This is a genomic window from Clostridium sp. HBUAS56010 (assembly GCF_007115105.1).
GTDB lineage: Bacteria > Bacillota > Clostridia > Lachnospirales > Lachnospiraceae > Lacrimispora.
In genome coordinates, this window is the sequence record NZ_SULJ01000004.1 from 1 (window position 1) to 24,787 (window position 24,787).

The following is a 24,787-nucleotide window of genomic DNA, read 5'->3' on the forward strand; positions in this document are numbered from 1 at the left end:
CTGATTATGTAAATTGGTTTAACAACCGTAGGATTCATTCTTCGCTAGGATACCTGACTCCGGTGAAGTATAGAATAAATACCCTTAAAAAAACTGTCTAAAAAACTGTTGACAATCCACTTGTGGGATATGAGCCTGATTGGCCTATTCCTTTAAATCTTACACTTATATAGGATTCACTCATATAGGATATATCATAGTTAATTTCAAGCATTAAGCCATCCATATTCCAATAATTCGCATAATCATTTAACGCTCCGTCTTTTAATCGTTTATTAATCTTAGTTTGTATATTTATATCTTCCAATCCATCTATTTGCGGATAGTATATTTTCACATTTGTGTTGTCTTCCTGGTTTTCATAAACATATTCGCATCTTTTATCAGAAACACTTTTAGATGCAGATTCATTGAAATTACCGTGGCTTATACTCTTCGAGCAACCACATAATAAAATCAAAAGTAAAGTTAATAAACATATCGAGTTTATTCTTTTCATTATCACTCCTTAAAAATCTTTTTATTGACTTTGTAATCAGTGGATATCTCTATTGGAATTCTCATAGGCAATCCTAACTTAACCGTTTCAATAAATATGTTATTCTTCCATTTGAGGCATAAATAGTTTCATTGTTCTTTATATACAAAAAACACAAATCATCAATTCGTATTTTATGTATGTATTCCTGTTCCCTTAAGACTTGATAATTATTAGGTAATAAAAAGTATACTATTGAATAATAGTCGCCTGTAATGCCTAAACTGCTGGCATAATTATAACCAATTTGCTCATCCTCTGATTGTAACGCATGGGTGTAAGTTTCTGGACCATATGCATATTGATATCTGTTCCCATTATACTCTGTATAATCCACTTCGAAATCTATTTCCTCACCTATAATACTCGTAATATCTGGGCCTCTTAAATTACCTTTTTCATCAAACCCAGAATAACTAGATGGTAATGAAAAATCTACTGGAACAGAATCAACAATTTTCCATTTCCCATAAAATAATTGGTCATAAGTAATGGTATTTCCTAATTCATATTCATCAACCTTTTTTTCTTTTGATTGAATTGGTTTCAAATATTCTTTTTTTGTCCTGTGCTATGTAAAGTAGCCTTATTAATAAAAAAAACAGCAAATAATATTACTAAAAAAACCAAATTTAATATTACAGAAATAATTAAGAGTCTTTTTCTTGTCATTTAGTGATCACCTTTCCATTTACTGCATCTATTGGCATATCTCCGTAATTCCCATCAAAGAATATTTTAAGAGTATTTCTGTCCTACTATACCATCCATCTCTATATACTTTATTTTCTGATTTCTTTTCAATTATTGCATCATAGTAATCATTAATGATGATTCTTAATTTGTTTTTCTCATACGAACCATTTTAAAGGTAGGGTAACAATCCGTTAATTACACCTAAAAAGCCAACATTATAAACAAATGCTCATAATTATCAATTGGAATAACAATCAACTTTTCTGGGTAAACGGCAGGTTTTAGACTCTTACAACTTCTAATCATATATATTTTTCTATTGGCTTGGCAGTCAATTAAGACTCAAATTGGACTTCTCTTTTCAATTTCTTTATTTAGTTGCGCCTAGTATATAGCCAATTTGCCCAGCCTCTGATTGTACTGCATACATATTTTGTATCCACCAAACATAGCTTATGTTAATTTGCAAACTTAAATTTAAAATTTCATTAATTAATTATGCTCTTTTTCATACATATCTGCATTTTTAATGAATGCTACTCGTTTCATCAAAAATTCAAAGCCATCATATTCAAATATCAATGTATTATTATCAATTATATAAAAACTTGTAGAATTAATAGGAAATAATTTATTTGTAGTCTCCAAGCAATTAACTTCTACATAATTAAAATAGTCTCCGCTAATTCCTAACTCCATTACACTAATTGAATGGTCACCTAAAAAATGCTGCTGCTGCCCATTTTCAATAACAGGAATTATATAAATCCAATAAGAGGGAGAGGTTCCAACAATTGTATTATTAAATAGTATTTCATTTTGATTGAAATAAATACGATTTCCTATAATATCCGGGGCAACTACTTCTTCTAAGTCTCCCTGAGGGGAAGGAAAAAGCCTACTTTTATAATTAAGATTATCGGTTATTTCCCATTCGCCATAAAACATTTTATAGCTAGAATTTATGAGGCTATTATTAATAGCTGTTTTACCTTCATCTTCAGGTTTTAGAGCCTCACAATCAGGTTCATAAGGTATCATAGGGGGGGCTTTTTTAGCATTATTATTAAGATATAAATAAATATTTGCTATACTTGAAATAATGAAAGCTAGAGTTACAATATAAATAAAAATTTTTTTTGAGAAAAACATATTGTTTTCACCTCTCCGTTATATTTTTTGAATATTAAAATTTATGACCTTGATATTCGTATATTCCCAACATAAAAATATTATATTCCGTTTCTCCTCTATCTTCATACCCCGCAGGTTGTTGAAACAATTTTTTGACAATGCCTTTACCCACTTTCAACTTTTCATCAAGATTTTCATAAATACTTCCCCTGCAATATCGATGAATTACTAGAGCATTAAATTGATCTTGATTCATTTTAAGTTTTAAATAATCTGTATTTTTTAATTTATTTATTCGTTTTGCATGTTGATCTAGCCTCTCTTTAAAATATTTATCACAATCTTTAATAGTGATTTTTAACTTCTTACCTTGAAAATACTTTTTTATTTCTTCATAATAAGTTTTCCTGCCATCTTTGTTTGCACTCTTATACTTTATTATTAGATCATTTACATATTTAATATCTTTATCAGTCATACCATGTTTTTTAAGCATGCTTAGCCCCTCTTCTGTGACATCATAGCCATGCCCATCAATTGTTGGTATATAAGTTCCCCAGCCTAAGGTAATTCCCCAATCACCTGCAAATTGAAAATAAATTTCTTTAATATTATTTCCATCCATTACAAAATAATCTATATAAGCATCTGAATATGGTGGGTATGGCAATTCAATATACTTTAAAAGAGCGCTAGCATTGTTTCCAAAAATAAATTCTGAACTATTACCATTGGGAACCTCAACCACACTTATAATCCCTCCTTAAAAACAAGTCAGAAAATCACCTGTAGTAATTGCATCAACAGACTTCCCCTTCGATTCATCCCATATCTTAATTTTAGAACTCTTTGCCTTACTCCAACTTTCAGCCAACATAGGGATACATTTTTGCATCGTAGTCTAAGGTTGAGATTTCACTGTTACATTCGTTCTTTCCGGATACCCAGCAGGGACTGGCAGTTTACAACCTTCAAACGTATATATATTTTCATTTGCTTTTCAGTCTGTACAAACTCCTATAGGACTTCCATCCTTTTGCACCACCCCATGATCATGCAACATATCAAATGCCGTTAATTTACTTCCTCCGCTGCGCATAGCACAGACCCGCTTTTTAGATACTTATTTTCTTTTTGAAACTGGCCATAAAATTCATAATGCCTGGCCATTAGTCCTTTGACTGTTTGTTCGTAACTTTCCACTTCACCATTTTCAGCATCTTTCCATTGTGCGTACTTTTTAATTTAATTCCCCTTAAATTTGAACTTAAAATCTCCAATAAACACAGCCTCGTTGGTAACTTTAACTCCTGGCTTAGCCACTTGCTTTTTATCCGCCATAATTACTCCTCCTAAAAAAACTATTAAATATCCTCTTCAACAGCCATGAATATCTTGTCCACAATCCTAACTTATCCGTTTCAATAAATATGTTATTCTTCCATTTGATGCATAAATAGTTTCATTGTCCTTTATATACAAAAAACACAAATCATCAATTCGTATCTTGTGTACGTACTCCTGTTCCCTTAAAACTTGATAATTATTAGGTAAGGGATTTCACTATCCCCTTAAAATGCAATGAAGTTTTTTTACCTTTTAGTAATTAGCTTTCCATTTACTATATTTTTTTAGTCTTCAAAAATTTTGAAGTTAGTAAAAACAGTTCTATAAACCATACTTGAAAATTTTATAAGTCATTTAAAAGTTGATCTCTATTTGTTTAAAATCTCAAAATATTTCGGATAAATTGCATCTGAAATTTTGTTATATGGAATCTTCACAGAGCCCTTTCCAGAGCAAAAGACAATATTTTTTGTTTCATCAATATACCAATTTGTTTCGCCCTGTGTATCCATTAATCTATCAATAATTTCTTGAGGTGTGAACAAATGAAATACATCTTTTTCTTGTTCAAGAGTATATATCATAAATGCATCCTTGAAATTATGAAATACAGGATTTGCAACACTGTTATAATCTGTTTCTATACCAGATCCATCATTACTATTAATTAATCTTTCATCAATTATCATAAAATCGGACAATTCAATCTTTTTACACGTTTTCATATCAATGGTAATGCCAAAAAATCTATCTGTATATCCCATAAAACCAAATACCCCTGATCCATTTTTATCATAAGCGTCAAAGCTATACCAAAAGCTAGAAATATATCTATTTGAAAAACCTGCACCACTTTCATAATGGTAATCACAACCTGGTATTGAAAAATCAACAAATGGCTTATTCATATAATCTTTTGCACCATAAAAAACCTGGTCCTCTAAAAGTTTGTTTATTTCATCTTGCTTCTTTGTATCCCTTAAATCACTAATTTGCGGATACTCCACATAGGAATCATTTTTCGTGTATGAAATTACGTTGATTGAGTAATTGTCATTTCTTCCGTCAATTAAGTAGTATACTAGTAAAGCTAACGCAATAAAAATTACAGTATATATTATAATTTTTTTATTTTTCACTGATTACCTCCTTGCTTAAAAAGGAAATTTATATTTTTGCATCCATAAAATATAAGCGTCTTCTCTTAATTTATACTCTGCATTAGTCATTTTGGGGTTCACTACCGCAGTAACATTATGAATATTTCCTGTATCCGCTTTACTATTGAGATTATTTTTACTCCAATAAAACACTGCGGCCTCGAATGGGTAGTTTATTGCAATATATTCAGCAGCTTTATTTACTATATCAGAATCGTCTTTTTCCAATTCCGTTTTCATCCATTTTTTAAATTCAATATAATGATAGTCCCGCGTTAGCTGTATCGCTCCACCTCCACGATATTTCGAGCCCTATTTAGTATATGAGTCAAACCATTTATTAATATTTGTTCTGGTGGAAGTGTTTGTAAATGGATGTTTATCCGTACCTGATCCTTCGAGAAATCTATATCCATTGCTGGCTTCAGCAGAGCATTCAGCAAAAAAAGCACATATTCTTTCTTTGCTACCAATTTGATGTTTTTGAAATAAAGAATTGATTTTATCAATATCTGTTTGATTAATCTCCCTATGTTTTCTCACAATTTCTGACGACATATCACTCATGGGACTGTCTTTTCCTGTACCAGACACTTTATAACCACAATGAATATTCTCATTTGCTTTGCAGTCGGTGCATATTTCTATTGAAATTCTCATAGGCAATCCTAACTTAACCGTTTTAATAAATAGGTTATTGTACCATCGGAAGCATAAATAGTTTCATTGTCCTTAATATATAAAAAACACAAATCATCAATTCGTAGCTTACGCACATATTTTTGATTCCTTTTCACTTGATAATTATTAGGCAATAAAAAGTATATTATCGAATAATATTCACCTGTAATTCCTAAACTTCCAGCATAATTATAACCAATTTGCTCCTCTTCTGATCGTAAGGCATGGGTATAAGTCTCTGGACCATATGCATATTGATATTTATTTCCTGAAAACTCCACCTTATCTACATCAAAAATTATTTCCTCACCTATTATACTTGTTATATCCGGACCTCTAAAATTACCTTCTTTATCAAACCCAGAATAACTGGAGGGTAAAGAAAGATCTGATGAAACAGAATCAACAATTTTCCATTTTCCAATAAATAATTGGTTGTAGGTAATTGTACTTCCCAATTCATATCCACCAACATTTTCGTCTACTGATTGGATAGGTTCCAAAGGTTCTTCTTGATCAATACCATTTGAAGTATCACTATTATTAAATAAAACATTTAAATATACAATCAAAAAACATAAATTCAGGATTATTGAGAATGACAAAATAATTTTTTTAATCATTGGATTATCACCTTTCCATTCACTGCATCAATTGGCATATCCCCATAATTCCCGTCAAAGAATATTTCAAGAGTTTTTTCTGTCCTACTATACCAACCAACCTTATATTTTTCTTTATCGGGCTTACTTTTAATTATTGCGTCATAGTGTGAATTAATAATATTTCTTAATGTACTTTTCTCATAAGAACCACTTTCAAGATACGGTAACAGTCTATTAATTTCACCCAATGCGCCAACGTTATACCTTAGTCCAACTAAAGAATTAAATTGATCTTGAGTTAATTTAGCATTAATGCCTGTAGAAATAAAATTTTCAAATCTGCCAAATGTTAAATTAGTATCAGTTCCATTTTCATACAATCAACGATTGTCTAAAATAGAGTTCCAAATTAAATTATCTTCTATCATAGCACTCTTTAAATCTTCATAATTTGAACCAAATCGATAATAATTTCCAAGAGGCAAAAGAATAATAAACTGATCACTAGTAAAATAGAAATTATTTTCACTAGTTTCAAAATCTTTTTTATGTTCGTCAAATATCTTTTTCAATGCAGACTCCTCGGCTTCTGTCGTATCCACATCAATTCCTTTAAAATAACGCGAATCTAACTTTTCTTTAAAAGAGCTATTAAAAATATCGGAAATAGTTATTTTTTTTCCAGAAGTTAAATCTATATTAGCAGAATACACCCTATCTATACCATGTGCATTTCCTTGCATATAAATATAACCTCCAAATTTAATACTAATAACCGTGTCTGTCGCATATTCGATTACATAATCCACAGACCAACTGGTTCCTTGCTCAATTCCGTTATCTATTTTTACAATTTCATTATACGGATTTAATGCTGCCTCTTTTATTATGGTATTAACATTTTTTTCCAATTTCTGATCCGCCATACCAGCTATTTGCGGATATAAAATTTTAATATTTATTTGCTTACTATCATCTATATAATCATAGGATTTTGTTAAAACATCATAGTTTTCTACTTGTTCTGTTTCCGCATTGCTCTTACTTTCAGATGCTTCTAATAAATCTATATTAAGCTCCGTAGAGATTTTACTGGAGGTATCATTAAAAAAATTTATGAAGGGTTTTATTCTATACGCACAGGATAAGATCACAACAGTCAATAATATAATGCATATTTTTGTTTTCATATTAATCTTATATAATGTATTCAAAAGCTAATACATATACTTTTCCTTTCTTTTAAATTTGTGACTGTACTATATTAAAATGCTTACGACTTTATTTTTTTTCTGTGGTTCAAGTACTCAAAAAAAATTATTTACAACTTTATCTGAATCATTTATAAACCAGAAAAATCGAAGCTACTTTATCACTCTAGATTTCTTATTCCAACCAAACCTGTGCTGATAAATTATGAATTTAATATAAAGAGTTCTATAAACAATACTTGGAAATTTTATAAGTCATTTAAAAGTTGATCTCTATTTGTTTAAAATCTTAGAATATTTTGGATAAATGGCATCTGAAATTTTGTTATACGGAATCTTCACAGAGCTCTTTCCAGAGCAAAAGACAATATTTTTTGTTTCATCAATATACCAATTTGTTTCGCTTTGTGTATCCATTAATCTATCAATGATTTCTTGAGGTGTGAACAAATGAAATACATCTTTTTCTTGTTCAAGAGTATATATCATAAATGCATCCTTAAAATTGTGAAATACAGGATTTGCCTCGCTGTTATAATCTGTTTCTATACCAGATCCATCATTACTATTAATTAATCTTTCATCAATTATCATAAAATCGGGTAGCTCAATTTTTTCGCCAGTTTTCATATCAATGGTAATACAAAAAAATCTATATGTATCACGCATAACACCTTCATTTTCTATTATAACTTCACCATATGAATTGAAGCTATACCAAAAACTTGCAATATCTTCATTAGCCAAACCTACTCCACTGCTAAATTCGTATACATAATCTGGATATGAAAAATCCACAATATATTTACCCATATAATTTTTAGCACCAAATAAAATCTGATCTTTTAAAAGTCGGTTTATTTTATCTTGCTTTTTTTTATCCTTTAAATCGTCAATTTGAGGATACGCTACATAAGAACCATTCTTTGTGTATGTTATTATGCTGGTTGAGTAACTATCATTATTCTTATAAACAAGGAAATATACTAGCAATGATAACAGAATAAATATTACAAAATATATTATTATTTTTCTATTTTTCATTAAATACCTCCTAATTAAATGAAAATACATACCATAATGTAAATTATTCCATATTCATATTATACTAAAAAAGTAAACATACCTAGACTCGTCAGATATGCCTAATTCCGGTTCTCCATCTCCATTCATAGTAACCGCTACATAAAATAGCGTATTGCTATGTCTGATTTTTCATTTCAATAGAAAACTCAGACATTACCATTTTCCAAGCTACAGGATCGCTTCATTTATACTATGGTCTACCTGTTTCCAGGCGGATCCTTCTGGAACCATTGGAACGCATATATGTGTATATTTATTATTGGTTGCCTTTTTAGCCTTTTTCCTATTTTGAAGAGTCTCTGCAGTCATTGGCAACCGTCCTGCATAATTGGTCTCTGAGCATAGACAGGATCCAAAATAATATATATTAGTTTTCCCACTATCAATTGTTGTCATCACTGGTAACTTTCCTTTATATATCCCATGATCCTGGTCTATATCAAATAAAGAATAATCGCTCCCATATGAACAGCTAAGTTTTGATCCCCTCAGAGCATATTTCTGTTTTGATATTATCCCATTATATTGCTGGTGCATGTACATAAGTTCAAGGTATTGCTCCTGCTGTTCTTTCTCCTTTACTTTCTTATTTCTTTTACTATCACTGACCCATACAAAATCTCCAATCTTATTAGTAGTCGACATAACATCTCCCATTCTGTTGATAAACTTCATTCTTGTATACGATAGTTTCATCTCTAATCATATAAAACACTTATTCCCTTTTTGTTAGAATCAATTTTTTCATTCTTCCCACGCCTCAGCAAGCATTCCGCATCCTATCCCTCATTATTTCTTACTGTATAATTCCACCTCACACAATCCCAATCCCGTTACTCCCCGCCGAATGAGACTCTCTGCCATATTCAATGACAAAATAGTATGCCTTTTTTTGAGACCCTTAACCCAGAATAGATTCCTGTCCAGTTCAACTTTTTCTCTTTCCGCATCAAGTGTTGCAGAAATACTTTCTCCATCTTTATACTGGACTTTCTGCAGTTGTATATCATTACTTTCATCTAACACCGGCAAGTAATATAATCTCGACTCTTTATTTAATTGATCTAACAAGATAACAATCCTAAAAAAACAATGCTCACGGTACATTTCTATTACTTCTTTTACCATCGGAGACACCAGCAAAAAGGGAAATAAAATAATGTCTGTAAAAATTGTATTTTCACAAGGTTCAATATTAAATAGTTGCCTCTCAGGTAATTTAGGAAAAGTATCAATTCGTATATCCCGTACATCAAATGTTCCATACCAATTTTTCAATTGGGGAGCATACTTTAGCTCCGGCGAATCCTGAATCTCAAAATATTTCACCCAGTCAACTCCTTTCTTCTTAAAACAACACCATCTCGTCAAATTCCATGGTCTCCTCCACATCAATAATCCCGAAATGATGCTCCCAGAACAGAAACACCTGGTAATTAACCGGAAGGAACATATCCTGCAAAAACTCCAGTCTTTCCCGTTCTGTTTCCGTCTCTTTATGCCCCACATACACCAGGACCTGCCTTGCCGCCTCATTATTGGCATATACCATGGATTCTGGGTACATGCACCGCCTAACTTCCCTGAAAAGGTATATGGTGCTACCGCACTGGTATAGCTTTAAGATCAGACGAAGCAAACGCCGAAGCTTTTCTTTTTCAAACTGTTCTGCCACTCGTGCCGCCTGACTTCCGCACACTCCCTCCAGCAGATCCCTTAACAGAAACCGTAGGGCATATTCTTGCTTGGACAATCCCTGTCTTAAATCCAGCGGAACCAAATACTGCATGGCACAGTCAAAAAACAGTCTCCTCGACGTTTCATATCCTTCCAGATTGATATCAAACATCTCTGCAAACTCTCTGGAGAACCGATAGAGCAGGTTCATCTCCACCTTCTTTTCTTCCAGCCCTCTGCTGTTGATTGTCTTCAGCGTTACTTCCGTATAAGGACTTCCATTCCTTGCCGGGATATATCGGATCTCCTCCCGACTGATCCCTGCTTCATCTGCTGCCAGGGCAGCTTCCCATGCGTAATTCATTCCATTACCCCCACACAGCGATATTCACCGATTTCTAACTGTATCTGAGAAATCACGAATCGTACCATGCTGCCATTTAAGTAATGCCCTGGTTGTTTTTCCTTAAATTTCAGCAATAGTACCTTCTGGCTTTCCATAGGAAACAGTTCAGCCCGGACAAACCAGTTCATTCCCTCCACAGCGGGATAATCTCTTACATTGGTACAAATCTCATATCCTGTAATTCCTGTGATGCAATAATAGGAATCACTGTAAAATCTCGAAAACACACAGTTTCATCAATCTTTTTGTTCATTCTCACATAGTGATGTATTCACACATCACTATGTGAGAATATTAAAGAAGTTCATAAATACTGAATTCTTAAAGATTCATGGTGTCATAATCCAGAAATTTAGTGTTCTTCATAGACCCATTATTGTACTGCAACTAAAATAACACAATATGAGTACACTTAATTCATATAATCTGAATAACGATATATTTCCCCTGTAAGATTATTTTCCCATGTCTGCTCTTCTTGATTCTCCCTCGTAAACCACTCTGAATGCTGATACGGTCCAGAAAAAAACCTTCCATGCTTTTTTCCGTAGAATTCAATATTCAAACAGACCCAACTTTTATTTTTTCGGTTTGAAGCCACCCTCTCTTTACTTTTATAATAACGATCAATAAAGCAATGCATATTAGGCTACTTAATAAAAGAATTATTATTAATAAAAAAGTGGGATTAAAAGACTCCATAAGGTATTCTCCTACTATTATTTTATTATTATTCAAAGTATACTAATCCTTTTAAAGGCTCATTCTTTATAGTTGTCTAAATCCACTTCCCCCCAGCCTCCCCATGATGATACCTTTACTTTTGTTTTTTTATTCGGTTCATCTATTTCCAACTCTGTAATGGTTACCCAATGAAGCTTAAATGAATTCTCTGCATGCTTACTTCCATCTGGTTCTGTTATAGTTACGTCACTACTTCCACTCGTCCCAATAAGCATTGCCACAGGACCCCTCAATTTTCCTCCACCCCGTTACCACATATCCTGCTGATTCTTCCTCTTTTAGGTAATACCATAATCCTTTTATTTTCATCCAGCCAAGTGCCATGTGTCCATTTTTTTCACAGCCACCTACCACCTTTGAGATAAAATAGTACCAATGATTTCTTATCTCTTTCCAACCAGTTACATCCCGCTTTTTGTGACGTTTTTAATTATTATTTTTTAAACCGCACGGTAATAAAGCTCATAATCAGGTATATGTTTTATACGCTTTAACTCTAAATAAGTGTCCTTATAATACATGATTAAAGTTTCATCATCTTTAATCATAAAACACATGTCGTATCCTTTTTCCGCACTTTCCGGTATAAAAATAGTAACATAATTTCCCACAATTCCCATCTCTTTCATTGTTGGCATATAGGGGAAATATGTAGTATTATCATCTAACGGAATTGTTATTATCTCATATCTAGGATAATTAATATTTACCTCTTCGCCTTGATAATAAAAATGGCTTTTCCAAAAAGAAAATGAAAACTTTTTCCCAATAACATCACTAATGTCTTGAGTGTCTATTCTATAACATTCCCCTACACTCTCAGTTACCATCCATTCTCCATATAATATCTTATATCCTCTATCCGTATTAAGATTATCATAATTATGTTCTTTTAAATCAGTATTTTCTGCTAAACCAAAGTTATTATCTCTACACACTTCTTTTTTCTCTGGGAAATCGTATGTTTCTCCTAAATTATTAGATTTAAATAGTACATTACCTTTTTGTTCTGGAATTATTCTTGTAATTAATATGCATAAAATAATTCCTCCAATAAAACAGCCTATATTTATACATAAATTTTTTTTATTCATTTATCCACCTTTACTTCATAAATAAAGGATATTTTCCTTCATTAAATAAATCAACTAATTGATCAGCTCGTTTTAAATCCCCCTTAGAACCTATTAAATCTTTTATAGCTCTTTCCCAATTTGCTTTTTCAATGCTTCTTGTATTTAGCAAGTTGTCAATATCGGAACCAAGTTTATATTTATGATACCTTAAATTAACAAGCGCATCAAATTGCTCTTGCGTGGCAGAATAATTATACTTTGTGAATAAATCATTTAAAGCAGCTTCATCCATTTTAATATCACTTTTCAAAAGTTTATCTACTTCTGTCATAGTCATATAAGTTGCTCCTGGAACTTTATATGATACTCCGTCTTTAGGAATATTGGCAGGAAGTAAAGATGCATTTTTTATGTACTTATCAACTAGAGATTTTTCTTCTTTATCTATACCGTATTCTTTTTTTGAAACATAATGTCCAAATCCAAATGTTATCCCTCCATCTGATTCCCACTTACTAGTTTTTGTGTTTTTTCTAAAAACATAATGTGGGAATATACCCATCAATTCTTCTCCATTAAATACGCCTAATCCCCAACCTTTTAATGTAGATAATGACGTTTCATGATACTTTAACAGTTGAAAACCTTTTTCACTAATAGTCATGATTTTATATTTCCCAACTACCGTATTTTCTGGAACCTCAACCACACTTATAATCCCTCCATAAAAACAAGTCAGAAAATCACCTGTAGTAATTGCATCAACAGACTTCCCCTTTGATTCATCCCATATCTTAATTTTAGAACTCTTTGTCTTACTCCAACTTTCAGCCAACATAGGGATACATTTTTGCATCGTAGTCTTAGGTTGAGATTTCACTGTTACATTCGTTCTTTCCGGATATCCAGCAGGGACTGGCAGTTTACAACCTTCAAACGTATATATATTTTCATTTGCTTTACAGTCTGTGCAAATTCCTATAGGACTTCCATCCTTTTGCACCACCCCATGATCATGCAACATATCAAATGCTGTTAATTTACTTCCCCCGCTGCACCATAACACAGACCCGCTTTTTACATACTTATTTTCTTTCTGAAACTGGCCATAAAATTCATAATGCCTGGCCATTAGTCCTTTGACTGTTTGTTCGTAACTTTCCACTTCACCATTCTCAGCATCTTTCCTTTGTGTATACTTTTTAATTAAATTCCCCTTAAATTTGAACTTAAAATCTCCAATAAACACAGCCTCGTTGGTAACTTTAACTCCTGGCTTAGCCACTTTCTTTTTATCCGCCATAATTACTCCTCCTGAAAAAACTATTAAATATCCTCTTCAACAGCCATGAAGATCTTGTCCACAATCTCAATCCAGAAATCCTTATCTTTTAACTTACAGCTAAATGTGCCATGAAGTACCGTTTTTCTCAACCGGATCAAATAAACACGATTATAGCTCTGTCCATCCAACTGGTATCCTTTGTACTCAAACCAGCTCATCTCGTTTCCCTGCTCTGTTTTGGTATCTGTCTGATTTTTAATTATGATGGAGGGATTGATATTTTCCAGGGCATTCTGGAACTGACCGCTCATAATTGCTATCTCTCCTTCTTTCAGCAAAACAGGCAATTGGTTAAAGCTAAGGTTTATGGTACTGCATAAGCTGGTTAAGATGAGATCAGGTGCCTCCAAAGAAGGATATTTTGTTTTTTTCATATCTTCCGGCATAACTGCAAATTGATCCGGCAATGGCAGATGGATTGATAAATCTGATAATGTTACCTGTGTAAAGGTAATCAACTCCTCTCCGGCATATATACCGTCTTCTAATGTAGTATGCTTCTGCCGTTCCAGTTTCCTTTTGGCCTCCAACAGTTCTTCGTCAAAATGTTCCATTATCTTCTAGCCACCTTTCTGTTATCCCTGACATATATTAAGTTCATCTGGGGTATTTATGGTTATTTGTCTGGCTTTTAACCGTATCTTTCCTTCTGCTGCTATTCTCAGTTCCTTTGACGTACTTATGGAAACAGCGCTATCACTAAGGGACAATCTTTGACCGTCCCCTCTGGAGAAGCTTACATTTTCTCCTGACAGACTGATGGAATTTCCATCTGCAATATCCAGCCCCCTGTCTTTATAATAACGCCCATCTTCCTGCTCCCTGTTTAAGCAGTGTATGACAGCTCCCTCCTGTTCATTAGCACCAAAGAAATATAAAAGGGCTCTTGCTCCTGGTTCCGGCATAGCATAAAGAATATTTCCCGTTTCCGGATACCATGGAAAGAAGTACTCACCAGTATCCATTCCCTGATCTATATCCAGTTCCAGTTTTACCAATTCCTTTTTTACTTCACTTACGGTTCCCCACAGCCCCAGACCAGCCGAATGAGTTTCATTCCGTGTGACATTCTGACATGCCACCATATTCTCAAGGATATATGTAAAAATCAGCTCTCCCTGTTCGTAACTGCCCATGACTTCCACGACTATCACATTTTGTCCCATATATGTCAACCGATCTCCAATTTTATAGTAATTCCTTTCTTTTATCTGGAAGCGAATTCCGGTTTTTCTTCCAATTGGACGTATCTGTGCAACACACTGTTCCTCTGATAGCGACGGGACCTCTTTCCCCTTCCTCATTCCAAACCATAAATTAGGTTTACCTGTTTCTATATCTGGAATAATATAATTTCCCACACCCCCTCCCAAGCGTTTTGCAAATTGCCAGGCAGTCTCTTCATAGCGGACCACCGGGCTCCCGATTTCTTTATCGGTCTCCTGGTTACGGATTACCTGTCCCCCTTCTGACTGTACTGCTTCTCTAACCACTTCCCCATAGGTCATATCCGTCTTCTGGAAAGATCTGCTGGATATCTTATGGTCCAACAGACAGGTAGCAGACATTGCCTCCAAAAATAACCTACTGGTTTTTCCTGTATCCGTTATCTGTGCATCCACAATATATCCGTGATAAACGATCTGTTCTTTTCCATCAGTTTTCAACCATATTTTTATACGGCTGCTATAGGATTGTATTGGATTCCACTGAATGTTTCTGTCTATGTACCCCTGTAATTCAAGCAGAGCATGACAATCAGGTTTCCATGAATAGCAGAAACGCTCCACATGCAGTACCGGAATGTCTGTTTCCATCTTCAAATTTCCTGCAAGTTTTATTTCCATTCCTTTTTCTCCCCGTCAAATAAATTTACAACACAATTTTAGCTCCCTGCATTTCAATATCTCCGCCCAGATTCATTTCTGTATCCCCCTGCCTTAACCGTATTTTTTTGGACGCGCTCATATCAATAGAAGAATTAGAGGTAGATATGTTTAAACTTCCTCCTGCCCGCACTGTCACAGAGCCTTCACTGATGATTTCAATTCCGTTTTCATCTGACAGTTCAATATACGTTCCGTCATTATTGGTCAATAAAATACGTTCCGGAGAAAGCTGGATTTCTTTGCCTTCCTTATTTCTCCAGAATTTACGTTCCGGATTCTCTCTTAACCCTGCACCGCTTTCATGGTGTGCACTGGCCACATATGCTTCCTGTTCCCTGGCTGTAGGAAAATAGAGTCGGACCGTATCTCCTGGCTCCGGCATACAGTACCAGCCAGTCCCATCCGCAGAGGAGTATACCGTGGAAAAGGAATACCAGCAGGATCCGGATTCTTCTTTATTTTCGTCACTGTGTATTTTTATCTGTACTTTTTCGTCCCTGACCTTTAACAAACTTCCTGACAGAGAAACACCGGTTATAAGGTTGTTATGAGTTTCCGGCTCCTGAAAGCCTGATCTGGTTTTCATAAAATAGGTATGATACAGTTCATTTCCTTTTATGCAGCTCTCCAGTTTCCAGATGAACAACTCCCTTCCATCTACTCTTCTTTTTTCCCCTAATTTATGGATTTCCCTGCTTTCCCAGATATAAGACACAGTATCTTCTGGCTGGATAGAAAGGCCATGATTTTTTTTATACCAGTATTCTTTCATATTATATTGCTTTCGATACTCACATGAGGTTTCTACCTCCATTTCCTTTCTATTTGGTATTCCAAAATGGTATTTTGCTCCCTTGCTCGAACAGTCTGCAAATACCACAGTACGATTCATGGAAGCCAGCCGTCTTATGAATTCCCAATCCGTTTCCCGATATTGCATAATAAAATGTTGGATTGCCTTCCCCTGCACCTCTGTCATAATTTTTCCAGCATCTTCATATTCCCTGTTACATGTATCTAGAAGGCTGCTATAGGTTAAGTCCTGTTTCTGAAAACTCCTCACATGCTCTTCATAATCCATAAGTTGAGTTCCTGACCGAAGGCTTAGATCCACAATACAGGTTCCATCCTTTATTTCCAGACTCAACTGTTCCATAACTCCATAAAACAGAATGGACTCCTCCTCTGAAGATACTGCAACCACCTGAACCCATGTCTGTCTCCTCCCAACCTTCATATAATCTTCTTTTCGGTTAAACGGAATTCGTCCTCTTATTTCTGCCTTTGCATGCTCATTTACTTTTTGGGTGGACTTATAGTCCAAAATCTGAAGGTCTTCGAACGGGCGAATCATTAACGTTTCTTCTCTCATTGCTATCTCTCCTCCTTAACTCTGCTGTACATTTCTACCTCACAAAGACTAAGTCCAGTTATGCCTCGCCGGATCAGGCTCTCTGCCATATCCATGGACAGAACAATGTGTCTTTTCCCCGAATCTCTGACCCAGAAAATGTTCCTGTCCAATTCGAGCTTTTCTTCCCATATTTCTTGATTTTCAGAAATACAGACTCCATTTTTATACTGCTTTTTCTGCAGTCGGATATCCATTGTCTCATCAAGGACTGGAAGGTAATACATTCTAGATTCCTTTTTTAACTGATCAATCAATATAACATTACAGAAAAAGCAGCGTTCACGGTACATTTTGATAACCTCCTGAACCATTGGAGATACCAGCAGAAAGGGAAATAAAATAACATCTGTAAACATGGTGTTATCGAAAGGCTCTAAGACAAATTGCTGTACCTTCGGCAAATTAGGAAAACCATCCAGGCAGATATTCCTCACATCAAATTTTCCATACCAGTTCTTTAACTTGGGAGCATATTTTAACTCCGGCGAATCCTGCATCACAAAGTATTTCATAGATATCTCCTCCAGATTGTAAAATAATGGTTCGTATTCAAAACAACACCATCTCATCAAATTCCATGGTTTCTTCTACATCAATAATTCCGAAATGATGTTCCCAGAACAGGAATACATGGTAATTAATCGGAAGGAACATATCCTGCAAAAACTCCAGTCTTTCCCGTTCTGTTTCCGTCTCTTTGTGCCCCACATACACCAGGACCTGCCTTGCCGCCTCATTATTGGCATATACCATGGATTCTGGGTACATGCACCGCATAACTTCCCTGAAAAGGTATATGGTGCTATCGCACTGGTATAGCTTTAAGATCAGACGAAGCAAACGCCGAAGCTTTTCTTTTTCAAACTGTTCTGCCACTCGTGCCGCCTGACTTCCGCACACTCCCTCCAGCAGATCCCTTAACAGAAACCGTAGGGCATATTCTTGCTTGGACAATCCCTGTCTTAAATCCAGCTGAACCAAATACTGCATGGCACAGTCAAAAAACAGTCTCCTCGACGTTTCATATCCTTCCAGATTGATATCAAATATCTCTGCAAACTCTCTGGAGAACCGATAGAGCGGGTTCATCTCCACCTTCTTTTCTTCCAGCCCTCTGCTGTTGATTGTCTCCAGCGTTACTTCCGTATAAGGACTTCCGTTCCTTGCAGGGATATATCGGATCTCCTCCCGACTGATCCCTGCTTCATCTGCTGCCAGGGCAGCTTCCCATGCGTAATTCATTCCATTACCCCCACACAGCGATATTCACCGATTTCTAACTGTATCTGAGAAATCACGAATCGTACCATGCTGTCATTTAAGTAATGCCCTGGTTGTTTTTCCTTAAATTTCAGCAATAGTACCTTCCGGCTTTCCATAGGAAACAGTTCATCCCGGACAAACCAGTTCATTCCCTCCACAGCGGGATAATCTCTTACATTGGTACAAATCTCATATCCTGTAACCTCGATGTAATCCCGGATATCCAGTTCCATGATTCGCCGGAAAAGATCAGTTTTTGTCATTAACTGCACACGGCTGTTTTCCGCCAATCGACGGATAAAGGAATCTTTTTTATGATTGGTCATCAGCGGCGCATCATAATCCAGAGAACGCAGTGTTTCTTCCTGAACAACACGAAGCACCCTCCAGCTTTCAAAGGTTTCTTTTTGGGATTTCATGACTATTTTATTTTTTTCATGTCGAATTTCCAGAATATCTTCATTGGCTTCGATTAAGTATCCGTCTCCTTCTGATTGATCCTCCAGTGAAAATTCATGTTCATAATAAATATCATTGATACTTGGTAACATAAAATCACCACTGTCAAACTTTACCCATTCCATGTTCCACAGAGGAATCTGACCATAGCAGACATACTCTCCAAACTCTCCAAAAGCAATCTTCGCTTTATCCAGAGAAATAGAATCCTCACCTTTTTCTATTTCTTCCGAACGGATATATACATCATAGAACTTGTCCAGATATGCCGTATTGATGGTTTCCCAGGGAACATGATTACTCTGGAATACCTGATAGAGTCGTTCCATAATATCCCGGTAACGCTTTGCCTGCTGAATATAGAATCTGGTTTCCTGTTTTTCGTCAATTTGCTCCAATGTGCCGGTAAAGCTTTGGACCTGTTCAAATTTCCTTCGTTCCTTTTCACTTGCTTTCAGGAAAATTGTTCCGATCCAGATTTGCTTTTCATCGGAAAGCTGCTCTGCCAGTATTTCCTCTTTTAAGTCTTCTTCAACCACCGGATGCAGAGTCTGGTTTGTTGGGTCGTAATGCCCCCTTTTTACAACGGTCATAACCGTCTCATACTGGTTAGCGCCTATCTCCAGTTCCTCATATACACGTTTTTCTAATTGCCGGTATCTCGATTCCGTACAGTGAATAAGTTTCCCCAGTCCTTCTGCCAGTACCTTCTTTGCATATTGCCTCTCATCTAAATCACTGATTTCCCTCAGTCTTTCTTCTATGTACCTTTCAAAATCAAAGGGATATTCCAGAATTGCGGATAAATGATTGTCCTTCCAGTTTTCCATATGTTCCTCCTATCAATCTATCCAATTTTTCTCGACATCTCAGACTCCCGGTCCGTCAGCAATCTGTGCCTTCTCCTCGACCCTTTCTGCCTTCTGGTTTTTACTCTCTTCCTTCTCTGCCTCCTGGCTTTCGTTCTCTTTTTCTTCTTTTTCCTGTTTCTCCTTATCCTGATCAATCGCCGTTTCCAGAATCTCAATCAGTCCATCCACTTCCGTCACCTTGTCATCCATCTTCAGCTGTTTGTAAATGTTCTTAGCAAACAGATACTGTTTCTTTGCTTCTAGTTTGTTCCCAGAGAATTCCTGCTCCCGGCCAGCATCTATGTAATCCTTGGCCTGCGTTTCCTTCTGTTCATTTTCCTCTGCCTTGCTATCACAGGAAGCTATCTTGGTCTGTATCAGTTCTCCATGGACAGTATCCCCCAACTGCTGATACTTTTCTAAAGCCATGGCAAAATAAGCCTTTGCCCCCTGATAATCTCCTTCGGTAAACGCCTTATCTCCCTCTGATGCAAGCTGAGCGGCACCCGTTTCACTGGAAGCTTTTTCCTTTGCCTCCTGTGTATCTGCCTCCTCTGCCTTATCGCGTTTACCATACAGGGCTTCCAGAGCCTCCATGGCCTCCTTACGCCCTTTTTCAAAATATGTCCTGGTAGCCAGACTCTTAGCCTGTAAGTACTTTTCTTCCGCTCTCACATAGTCTCCCTGGGCGGCCAGAGTATCACCCAACTGAATATAATCGAACACGGAAAGGTAATCCGTAATACGATTAAGCTGACCGTCTATGTATACATCTGCAATCCTGTCCGCATACCTGGAACGTTCTTTAGCCGTTATATAGGCTGACTGGGCATCCTCATATTTTTCGCCACTGTAAGCATCCTCTGCGGTGTTAATTGCTTCAATCATTTTTTGATAGTCAGAGAATTCCTGAATCTGCTTTTTATCATGCAGTTTTTCCGCCAGTTTAATCGCCTCTTTGCACTCTTCCTCTGCTCTCAGGAAATTTTTGTCCTGAATGTATTCAATGGTGTTGGTGTACTTTCGTTCCATTTCATCTCTATACTTTTGTCTCATATAGCTCAGCAGCCACAGTGCCAGGGTGATTGCAAGAACAATGACAATGACAACAGCAGTAATTATGATAATTTTCTTGGTTCGGTTCTTTTTGTTGGGATCCAGAAAAACCTTATCTATAAAAATGGCAGCAAAGGTATAATTATCCAAATTTTCAGGCTGTCTGGATAGTAAAAGATCCTCCACATTATCCAGTAATTCTTTGGGTTCTCCTTTTGCCTCAGAGAATACGTCATTCAGCTCTCCGCCATCTAAGTTTTCCCATATTCCTCTTGTGTAGATAGCAAGAATATCGCCGTTTATCAGTTTAATCTTTTTGGATACAAAAGGTCGTAATCCTTTTCCTTGTCCCAGATAGGCATATAAGTTGTTACGTTCCTCATGCCGGGAAAGGACATCTTCCGGAAGCTTCTTTTCCCTTATCATTTCTGTTCCGAGGGACATGTCCTGGGTCGATTCCACTGCTGTACCGTCCCGGTAGAGGCAGAGCCTGGTATTTCCCACATAGCCGTAACGTGCCTTCGCGTAATCCGTTATAATCACGGTAACGGAAGCCTTTAACCGTTCTTGGCTGTCTGCCGCAAAAAGCATCTGATTTGCTTTTTCCAAATAAGAAAGAACAGCCTGTTTTGTCATGGATGGGTGTTCCTGGAAGGCAAGGATGATACTCTGTGTGGCCAGTCTGGCGCTCTCGGCGTCGGGCAGGTCATTCAATCCGTCCGCTATGACATAACAGGCATACTGTTCCAGTTCTACAAAGGCGAAATAATCATTATTTTCCAGCCCTGAACCAGCCTCTGATATAAATGCCGTCTTGAATGTACTGTTTTGTTTCCTCATTCCGTGGTTTCCTCCCGGTTCCTTTCAGTTTTAGCGGATCTGCAGCACCACAACCGCTGCATTATCCTTTTCTTCCTCTTGACTTTTATTTACCAGTTCAATGATTTTAAATGCCTTTTCCTGACAGCTTCCTTCCTCTTCCAGACAGTCCTCAATATCTTTCCATCTGGCAGTTTCATACAAACCATCCGTCATAAGAAGCACATATTCACCGCCATAAAGGGTAATAGGAGTATCAAAGAATTCCACATCCCGAAATCCATCCTGCCCCACATAGTTATACAGCCTGTGATGATCCAGAAGGCTGACCGCCTCCTGTCTTGTCAGTTTTCCTTCCTTATATTTCTGTTTTGCCAGTACATTGATGGTATGGCCGGAAGTCACGGGCACCAGCTCCCGGTTCCGGTAGACTGCTGCTTTTACGTTACCCACAGTCGCATAATAGAGCTTTCGCTCCTTTATCATGACTGCCGCAACGGAAGCGCTGCCCTGGTTCTCCTCTAATTGATTCAAAATTTCCCTGTTTGCCCCCTGAAACGCCTTGCGAAAAGAATACTGGGGATTATAGAAAGCATTCCTGTCCTCAAACATGTCCAGAAATACCTGAACAGCCGTCCGGGCTGCGATCTTTCCACCAAAATGCTTTCCCATCCCGTCGGCTAAAACGGCCATGGAGCCTTCCTCTGTTTCCGTAATTCCATATTCATCTTCCTGTACTTCACGGTCACTAATGGTCCTGGAAGCTCCGATTTCACAGCCTAAACGTTTTCTTTTAGACATTCTCCATACATTATTAATTCCTATTTTGATGCGCAGGATCAGGAGTATTGCTCCAGCAGACCCAAGGAGAAGCAGAATTATTTCGGGAATTGTCATGGTTCCCCTCCATTCTAATATTTATATTGCAGGATTGGATTCCGATCCGCCTCCCTTGTCTTCCCACATGAAGTTTTCTCCACAGAAGGGAAGGAAAGCGAACTTACTGTCACCCATCTCAATTACATCATAAGCACTCAGTACCGTCGGTGTATAAACAGCGGCATCGTTATGATAAACCAGTCCGTTGCTGTCACCCGGAAGGAGCACGGTCTCCTTTTTCTTCGGGTCAAAGACAATTACACCGTGATTACGCCGTGAAATTTTGTTATCACCCAACACCTGAATATCCATATCATCCGCTCGGCCAATAAAATTCTTTCCGGATTTTATTTTATAGTCCCTCCCCTGCCTGGGACCGGAGATACAGACCAGCCAGCCGCATACCGGGGATGTCTCCTGTGTAAACAAAAGTTCTTCCAATTCCTCTTCATTCTTCCCGCCAGCTTCTTTCTTCTCTTTTGTTGCTGTTTCTATGTTACAGTAGGGACAGACAGTCCCATATCTTCTTGATGAAAATAGATGCCCGTTCTGGCACCGAATCAGATTGCCGCTCATATTCTTTTAGCTCCTTTTCTTTATCTGTTGTAATTTATTTAAAACTCAGTCAAACCGAAAATTGGTTCAGCTCCCCCCTATTACCTTAAAAGAAGCCTGTTTAAGCCTATGTACAAACAGTCTCCTCGTTCTATCCGGCAGGGAGTATCTGCAGAAAGTTTATAGACTCTCCCATCTCCCGCCTTTTTCACACTGATTCCATTGGCGCTGCCTAAATCCTCCACATACCAATTTCCTGTGGAATAATTCAACACTGCATGTTCAATATCTACCATACTGGCATAAGAGCTTCGACCCAAATCAATATCCACCTGGTTTTCTTTCACATCCCTTCCAATTACCATTGCTGTCTTTCCATATAGATCCCAGACCATTAGCTCTGTATCCTCTTCACTGAGCAGTACGGTTTCTGTAATCAGCTCTGATTCTGACGGCAAACCCATGCTCAGATGTCCCACTGTTTTCTTTTGTTCCTCCTTGTCTTGTACTGCCAAAATCAGAAATACAATCCCCAAAATTCCCGCTGTAACTAAGATAGCTTCCCTTCCTCTGACCTGAGTTGAATAAAAAATAACCACTCCTATAACTGCCAGACAGATGCAGGCACCAGCCAGATCAATTACCCTCTTTTTCATTTCCTCATTTCCTCCTTCCTTGAAAATATATTTTCAACCTCTATAGTAATCCACCAAAGACTTCTTTAAGACTTTGAGAAGAAACAGCATTATGTGTCACTTCAAAAAATGGTTTTCCACTCACTGTTGCTGTTAAGAGCAATATATTCATCTCTTATTATTCCTGCATGCAATCCATCATGATACCATATTTGTCCTGTTCCCAGTACTGTCAACCTGATGCCACACACTGTTTTCGCTTATAATCGGTACACATATGTGAGCCCGTTTATTTTGAGGAGCTTTTTGAGCTCGAAAACCCATAGAGTCCACTTCATTCGTCATCGGTAAACGCCCTGCATAATTAGCCTCAGGACATAAGCAGGAACCAAAATTATGAATATTGGATTCAGAACAGTCAGTTATGGTCATCACAGGGTTCACACCTCTATATACACCGTGATCTTCTATGCAGTCCAGCTTGGCATACCTGCTTCCATACTGGCAAAAAAGTATAGATTCTCGAAGAGCATACTTATGTTGCTCGACCATGCCGTAATACTGTTGATAACTGTACATTAGTTCAAGGCTCTGATCTTTACGTCTTTTTTCTTCTTGCCATTTTTCTTCGTTACTTCGTTTCTTTCCGTCATCAGGAAAAACAAAGTTCCACATTGCATTTGACATCTGAAAATCTTTTGTAGTATTAGACATAGCATTCACCTTATTCATTTCGGAAATATCTCATTACAATACCTACTATATTTTTCAGTCATATTCTTTTTGTTATCCTTTTACTTCTTAATCCCCATATATCTTTCAAACATCTCCGTCGCATCCAGCGGATTCGTCGTTTTTTTCTTATTTGGATTCATTTTATCCTCATTCACCTTTCCGCTTTTGGGGTGAAATCCGAAAAATTGTGCAAACTGATCCTCCATATTGGAGAAATTAATATCAGCCGATGGTCCGGGGCCAGCCTTGGAATTTTTGCTGCTTTTCCCTGATGTCTCTCCTTGGGTTTCTTTTTCCAGGGACTTGTCATAAGCCTGTCGTTTCTCTTTGTCCTCCAGCGTAGCGTAAGCCTCTGATACCTCTTTAAACTTTTCCTCCGCCTCTTTGTTCCCCTGATTTGCATCCGGATGGTATTTTTTCGACAGTTTTCTGTAAGCTTTCTTTATCTCATCCTCTGACGCAGACCGGGAAACGCCCAGTACACCGTATAAATCTATCATCTGCTCCGCCTTCTCTCCCGGCATAG

At 36.7% G+C, this 24,787-nt stretch carries 31 protein-coding genes; 1 reads left to right on the forward strand and 30 read right to left on the reverse strand.

The features are described from left to right. Positions 1–101: IS3 family transposase (locus tag FAY33_RS08100; protein ID WP_143320580.1), on the forward strand; the 101-nt coding region annotated here is incomplete at its 5' end. Here the strand turns inward: FAY33_RS08100 and FAY33_RS08105 are convergent. The 30 genes from FAY33_RS08105 to FAY33_RS20065 form a co-directional block, all read right to left on the reverse strand. Beyond that, on the reverse strand, positions 98–499 hold the full coding sequence (locus FAY33_RS08105; protein WP_143320582.1) for a DUF4163 domain-containing protein: 402 nt from the start codon (positions 497–499) through the stop codon (positions 98–100). The genes FAY33_RS08100 and FAY33_RS08105 overlap by 4 nt on opposite strands. A gap of 73 nt (positions 500–572) precedes the next feature. Beyond that, positions 573–1,088: a hypothetical protein gene (locus FAY33_RS08110; RefSeq protein ID WP_143320583.1), complete on the reverse strand. Its 516-nt coding sequence runs from the start codon at positions 1,086–1,088 to the stop codon at positions 573–575. A 638-nt stretch (positions 1,089–1,726) separates the two neighbouring features. Beyond that, positions 1,727–2,386, reverse strand: coding sequence for a hypothetical protein (locus FAY33_RS08115; RefSeq protein WP_143320585.1), 660 nt, complete (start codon positions 2,384–2,386; stop codon positions 1,727–1,729). Between the two features lie 34 nt (positions 2,387–2,420). Continuing rightward, a complete protein-coding gene (locus FAY33_RS08120) occupies positions 2,421–3,116 on the reverse strand; it encodes a lysozyme (protein WP_143320587.1) in 696 nt (231 codons plus the stop codon). Positions 3,117–4,083: 967 nt separating this feature from the next. Beyond that, the gene (locus FAY33_RS08125; protein ID WP_143320589.1) at positions 4,084–4,854 is read right to left on the reverse strand and encodes a hypothetical protein; all 771 of its coding nucleotides are present in this window, start codon (positions 4,852–4,854) and stop codon (positions 4,084–4,086) included. Positions 4,855–4,869: 15 nt separating this feature from the next. Then, positions 4,870–5,103, reverse strand: coding sequence for a hypothetical protein (locus tag FAY33_RS08130; RefSeq protein ID WP_143320591.1), 234 nt, complete (start codon positions 5,101–5,103; stop codon positions 4,870–4,872). Positions 5,104–5,187: 84 nt separating this feature from the next. Then, positions 5,188–5,535, reverse strand: coding sequence for a hypothetical protein (locus tag FAY33_RS08135; RefSeq protein ID WP_143320593.1), 348 nt, complete (start codon positions 5,533–5,535; stop codon positions 5,188–5,190). Between the two features lie 8 nt (positions 5,536–5,543). Further along, positions 5,544–6,179, reverse strand: coding sequence for a hypothetical protein (locus FAY33_RS08140; RefSeq protein WP_143320595.1), 636 nt, complete (start codon positions 6,177–6,179; stop codon positions 5,544–5,546). After that, positions 6,176–6,541 (reverse strand): lysozyme, encoded by a 366-nt coding sequence (locus FAY33_RS08145; RefSeq protein WP_143320597.1) that lies wholly within the window; start codon positions 6,539–6,541, stop codon positions 6,176–6,178. Before FAY33_RS08145 ends, FAY33_RS08140 begins: the two co-directional genes overlap by 4 nt. Further along, a complete protein-coding gene (locus FAY33_RS08150) occupies positions 6,542–7,351 on the reverse strand; it encodes a DUF4163 domain-containing protein (RefSeq protein WP_143320599.1) in 810 nt (269 codons plus the stop codon). 294 nt (positions 7,352–7,645) lie between these two features. Continuing rightward, on the reverse strand, positions 7,646–8,416 hold the full coding sequence (locus FAY33_RS08155; protein ID WP_143320601.1) for a hypothetical protein: 771 nt from the start codon (positions 8,414–8,416) through the stop codon (positions 7,646–7,648). Between the two features lie 210 nt (positions 8,417–8,626). Then, entirely contained in the window at positions 8,627–9,103 is a 477-nt protein-coding gene (locus FAY33_RS08160) for a PAAR-like protein (protein ID WP_143320603.1), read from the reverse strand. A gap of 144 nt (positions 9,104–9,247) precedes the next feature. Next, positions 9,248–9,787, reverse strand: coding sequence for a hypothetical protein (locus FAY33_RS08165; RefSeq protein WP_143320605.1), 540 nt, complete (start codon positions 9,785–9,787; stop codon positions 9,248–9,250). Between the two features lie 19 nt (positions 9,788–9,806). Next, positions 9,807–10,499 carry a hypothetical protein gene (locus FAY33_RS08170; RefSeq protein ID WP_143320607.1) on the reverse strand — a complete coding sequence of 231 codons (693 nt, stop codon included), beginning with the start codon at positions 10,497–10,499 and terminating at the stop codon, positions 9,807–9,809. After that, positions 10,496–10,768 carry a hypothetical protein gene (locus FAY33_RS08175; RefSeq protein WP_143320608.1) on the reverse strand — a complete coding sequence of 91 codons (273 nt, stop codon included), beginning with the start codon at positions 10,766–10,768 and terminating at the stop codon, positions 10,496–10,498. Before FAY33_RS08175 ends, FAY33_RS08170 begins: the two co-directional genes overlap by 4 nt. 534 nt (positions 10,769–11,302) lie before the next feature. Next, complete coding sequence (locus FAY33_RS08180; RefSeq protein ID WP_143320610.1) at positions 11,303–11,500, reverse strand: hypothetical protein; 198 nt, start codon at positions 11,498–11,500, stop codon at positions 11,303–11,305. A 225-nt stretch (positions 11,501–11,725) separates the two neighbouring features. Beyond that, on the reverse strand, positions 11,726–12,379 hold the full coding sequence (locus FAY33_RS08195; RefSeq protein WP_143320614.1) for a hypothetical protein: 654 nt from the start codon (positions 12,377–12,379) through the stop codon (positions 11,726–11,728). A gap of 10 nt (positions 12,380–12,389) precedes the next feature. Then, positions 12,390–13,664, reverse strand: a complete 1,275-nt coding sequence (locus FAY33_RS08200; protein WP_143320616.1) for a PAAR-like protein — start codon at positions 13,662–13,664, stop codon at positions 12,390–12,392. Between the two features lie 23 nt (positions 13,665–13,687). After that, a complete protein-coding gene (locus FAY33_RS08205) occupies positions 13,688–14,260 on the reverse strand; it encodes a hypothetical protein (protein ID WP_143320618.1) in 573 nt (190 codons plus the stop codon). A 21-nt stretch (positions 14,261–14,281) separates the two neighbouring features. Further along, the gene (locus tag FAY33_RS08210) at positions 14,282–15,553 is read right to left on the reverse strand and encodes a contractile injection system protein, VgrG/Pvc8 family (protein ID WP_143320620.1); all 1,272 of its coding nucleotides are present in this window, start codon (positions 15,551–15,553) and stop codon (positions 14,282–14,284) included. 25 nt (positions 15,554–15,578) lie between these two features. Next, complete coding sequence (locus tag FAY33_RS08215) at positions 15,579–16,967, reverse strand: contractile injection system protein, VgrG/Pvc8 family (RefSeq protein ID WP_143320622.1); 1,389 nt, start codon at positions 16,965–16,967, stop codon at positions 15,579–15,581. 2 nt (positions 16,968–16,969) lie between these two features. Next, entirely contained in the window at positions 16,970–17,521 is a 552-nt protein-coding gene (locus FAY33_RS08220) for a hypothetical protein (RefSeq protein ID WP_143320624.1), read from the reverse strand. A gap of 37 nt (positions 17,522–17,558) precedes the next feature. Further along, on the reverse strand, positions 17,559–18,251 hold the full coding sequence (locus FAY33_RS08225; RefSeq protein WP_143320626.1) for a hypothetical protein: 693 nt from the start codon (positions 18,249–18,251) through the stop codon (positions 17,559–17,561). Continuing rightward, a complete protein-coding gene (locus tag FAY33_RS08230) occupies positions 18,248–19,561 on the reverse strand; it encodes a hypothetical protein (RefSeq protein WP_143320628.1) in 1,314 nt (437 codons plus the stop codon). Before FAY33_RS08230 ends, FAY33_RS08225 begins: the two co-directional genes overlap by 4 nt. 39 nt (positions 19,562–19,600) lie before the next feature. After that, positions 19,601–21,478: a PP2C family serine/threonine-protein phosphatase gene (locus tag FAY33_RS08235; RefSeq protein WP_143320630.1), complete on the reverse strand. Its 1,878-nt coding sequence runs from the start codon at positions 21,476–21,478 to the stop codon at positions 19,601–19,603. Positions 21,479–21,508: 30 nt separating this feature from the next. Next, entirely contained in the window at positions 21,509–22,354 is an 846-nt protein-coding gene (locus FAY33_RS08240) for a PP2C family serine/threonine-protein phosphatase (protein WP_143320632.1), read from the reverse strand. A gap of 21 nt (positions 22,355–22,375) precedes the next feature. Continuing rightward, positions 22,376–22,912, reverse strand: coding sequence for an FHA domain-containing protein (locus FAY33_RS08245; RefSeq protein WP_143320634.1), 537 nt, complete (start codon positions 22,910–22,912; stop codon positions 22,376–22,378). An 80-nt stretch (positions 22,913–22,992) separates the two neighbouring features. After that, the gene (locus tag FAY33_RS08250) at positions 22,993–23,547 is read right to left on the reverse strand and encodes an FHA domain-containing protein (RefSeq protein WP_143320636.1); all 555 of its coding nucleotides are present in this window, start codon (positions 23,545–23,547) and stop codon (positions 22,993–22,995) included. Between the two features lie 177 nt (positions 23,548–23,724). Continuing rightward, entirely contained in the window at positions 23,725–24,258 is a 534-nt protein-coding gene (locus FAY33_RS08255; protein ID WP_143320638.1) for a hypothetical protein, read from the reverse strand. 62 nt (positions 24,259–24,320) lie between these two features. After that, positions 24,321–24,785, reverse strand: a complete 465-nt coding sequence (locus FAY33_RS20065) for a DnaJ domain-containing protein (RefSeq protein ID WP_279231853.1) — start codon at positions 24,783–24,785, stop codon at positions 24,321–24,323. Positions 24,786–24,787 lie beyond the last annotated feature (2 nt).

Bases quoted from the DNA above. Each gene is read 5' to 3' on its own strand.
- FAY33_RS08205 (WP_143320618.1), bottom strand. From the start codon at position 14,260: ATGGAACATTTTGACGAAGAACTGTTGGAGGCCAAAAGGAAACTGGAA.
- FAY33_RS08135 (WP_143320593.1), bottom strand. From the start codon at position 5,535: ATGAGAATTTCAATAGAAATATGCACCGACTGCAAAGCAAATGAGAAT.
- FAY33_RS08235 (WP_143320630.1), bottom strand. From the start codon at position 21,478: ATGAGGAAACAAAACAGTACATTCAAGACGGCATTTATATCAGAGGCT.
- FAY33_RS08155 (WP_143320601.1), bottom strand. From the start codon at position 8,416: ATGAAAAATAGAAAAATAATAATATATTTTGTAATATTTATTCTGTTA.
- FAY33_RS08140 (WP_143320595.1), bottom strand. From the start codon at position 6,179: ATGATTAAAAAAATTATTTTGTCATTCTCAATAATCCTGAATTTATGT.
- FAY33_RS08210 (WP_143320620.1), bottom strand. From the start codon at position 15,553: ATGGAAATAAAACTTGCAGGAAATTTGAAGATGGAAACAGACATTCCG.
- FAY33_RS08160 (WP_143320603.1), bottom strand. From the start codon at position 9,103: ATGTCGACTACTAATAAGATTGGAGATTTTGTATGGGTCAGTGATAGT.
- FAY33_RS08150 (WP_143320599.1), bottom strand. From the start codon at position 7,351: ATGAAAACAAAAATATGCATTATATTATTGACTGTTGTGATCTTATCC.
- FAY33_RS08200 (WP_143320616.1), bottom strand. From the start codon at position 13,664: ATGGCGGATAAAAAGAAAGTGGCTAAGCCAGGAGTTAAAGTTACCAAC.
- FAY33_RS08195 (WP_143320614.1), bottom strand. From the start codon at position 12,379: ATGAATAAAAAAAATTTATGTATAAATATAGGCTGTTTTATTGGAGGA.
- FAY33_RS08115 (WP_143320585.1), bottom strand. From the start codon at position 2,386: ATGTTTTTCTCAAAAAAAATTTTTATTTATATTGTAACTCTAGCTTTC.
- FAY33_RS08230 (WP_143320628.1), bottom strand. From the start codon at position 19,561: ATGGAAAACTGGAAGGACAATCATTTATCCGCAATTCTGGAATATCCC.
- FAY33_RS08215 (WP_143320622.1), bottom strand. From the start codon at position 16,967: ATGAGAGAAGAAACGTTAATGATTCGCCCGTTCGAAGACCTTCAGATT.
- FAY33_RS08250 (WP_143320636.1), bottom strand. From the start codon at position 23,547: ATGAAAAAGAGGGTAATTGATCTGGCTGGTGCCTGCATCTGTCTGGCA.
- FAY33_RS08255 (WP_143320638.1), bottom strand. From the start codon at position 24,258: ATGAATAAGGTGAATGCTATGTCTAATACTACAAAAGATTTTCAGATG.
- FAY33_RS08225 (WP_143320626.1), bottom strand. From the start codon at position 18,251: ATGAATTACGCATGGGAAGCTGCCCTGGCAGCAGATGAAGCAGGGATC.
- FAY33_RS08105 (WP_143320582.1), bottom strand. From the start codon at position 499: ATGAAAAGAATAAACTCGATATGTTTATTAACTTTACTTTTGATTTTA.
- FAY33_RS08170 (WP_143320607.1), bottom strand. From the start codon at position 10,499: ATGAATTACGCATGGGAAGCTGCCCTGGCAGCAGATGAAGCAGGGATC.
- FAY33_RS08245 (WP_143320634.1), bottom strand. From the start codon at position 22,912: ATGAGCGGCAATCTGATTCGGTGCCAGAACGGGCATCTATTTTCATCA.
- FAY33_RS08220 (WP_143320624.1), bottom strand. From the start codon at position 17,521: ATGAAATACTTTGTGATGCAGGATTCGCCGGAGTTAAAATATGCTCCC.
- FAY33_RS08240 (WP_143320632.1), bottom strand. From the start codon at position 22,354: ATGACAATTCCCGAAATAATTCTGCTTCTCCTTGGGTCTGCTGGAGCA.
- FAY33_RS08180 (WP_143320610.1), bottom strand. From the start codon at position 11,500: ATGCTTATTGGGACGAGTGGAAGTAGTGACGTAACTATAACAGAACCA.
- FAY33_RS20065 (WP_279231853.1), bottom strand. From the start codon at position 24,785: ATGCCGGGAGAGAAGGCGGAGCAGATGATAGATTTATACGGTGTACTG.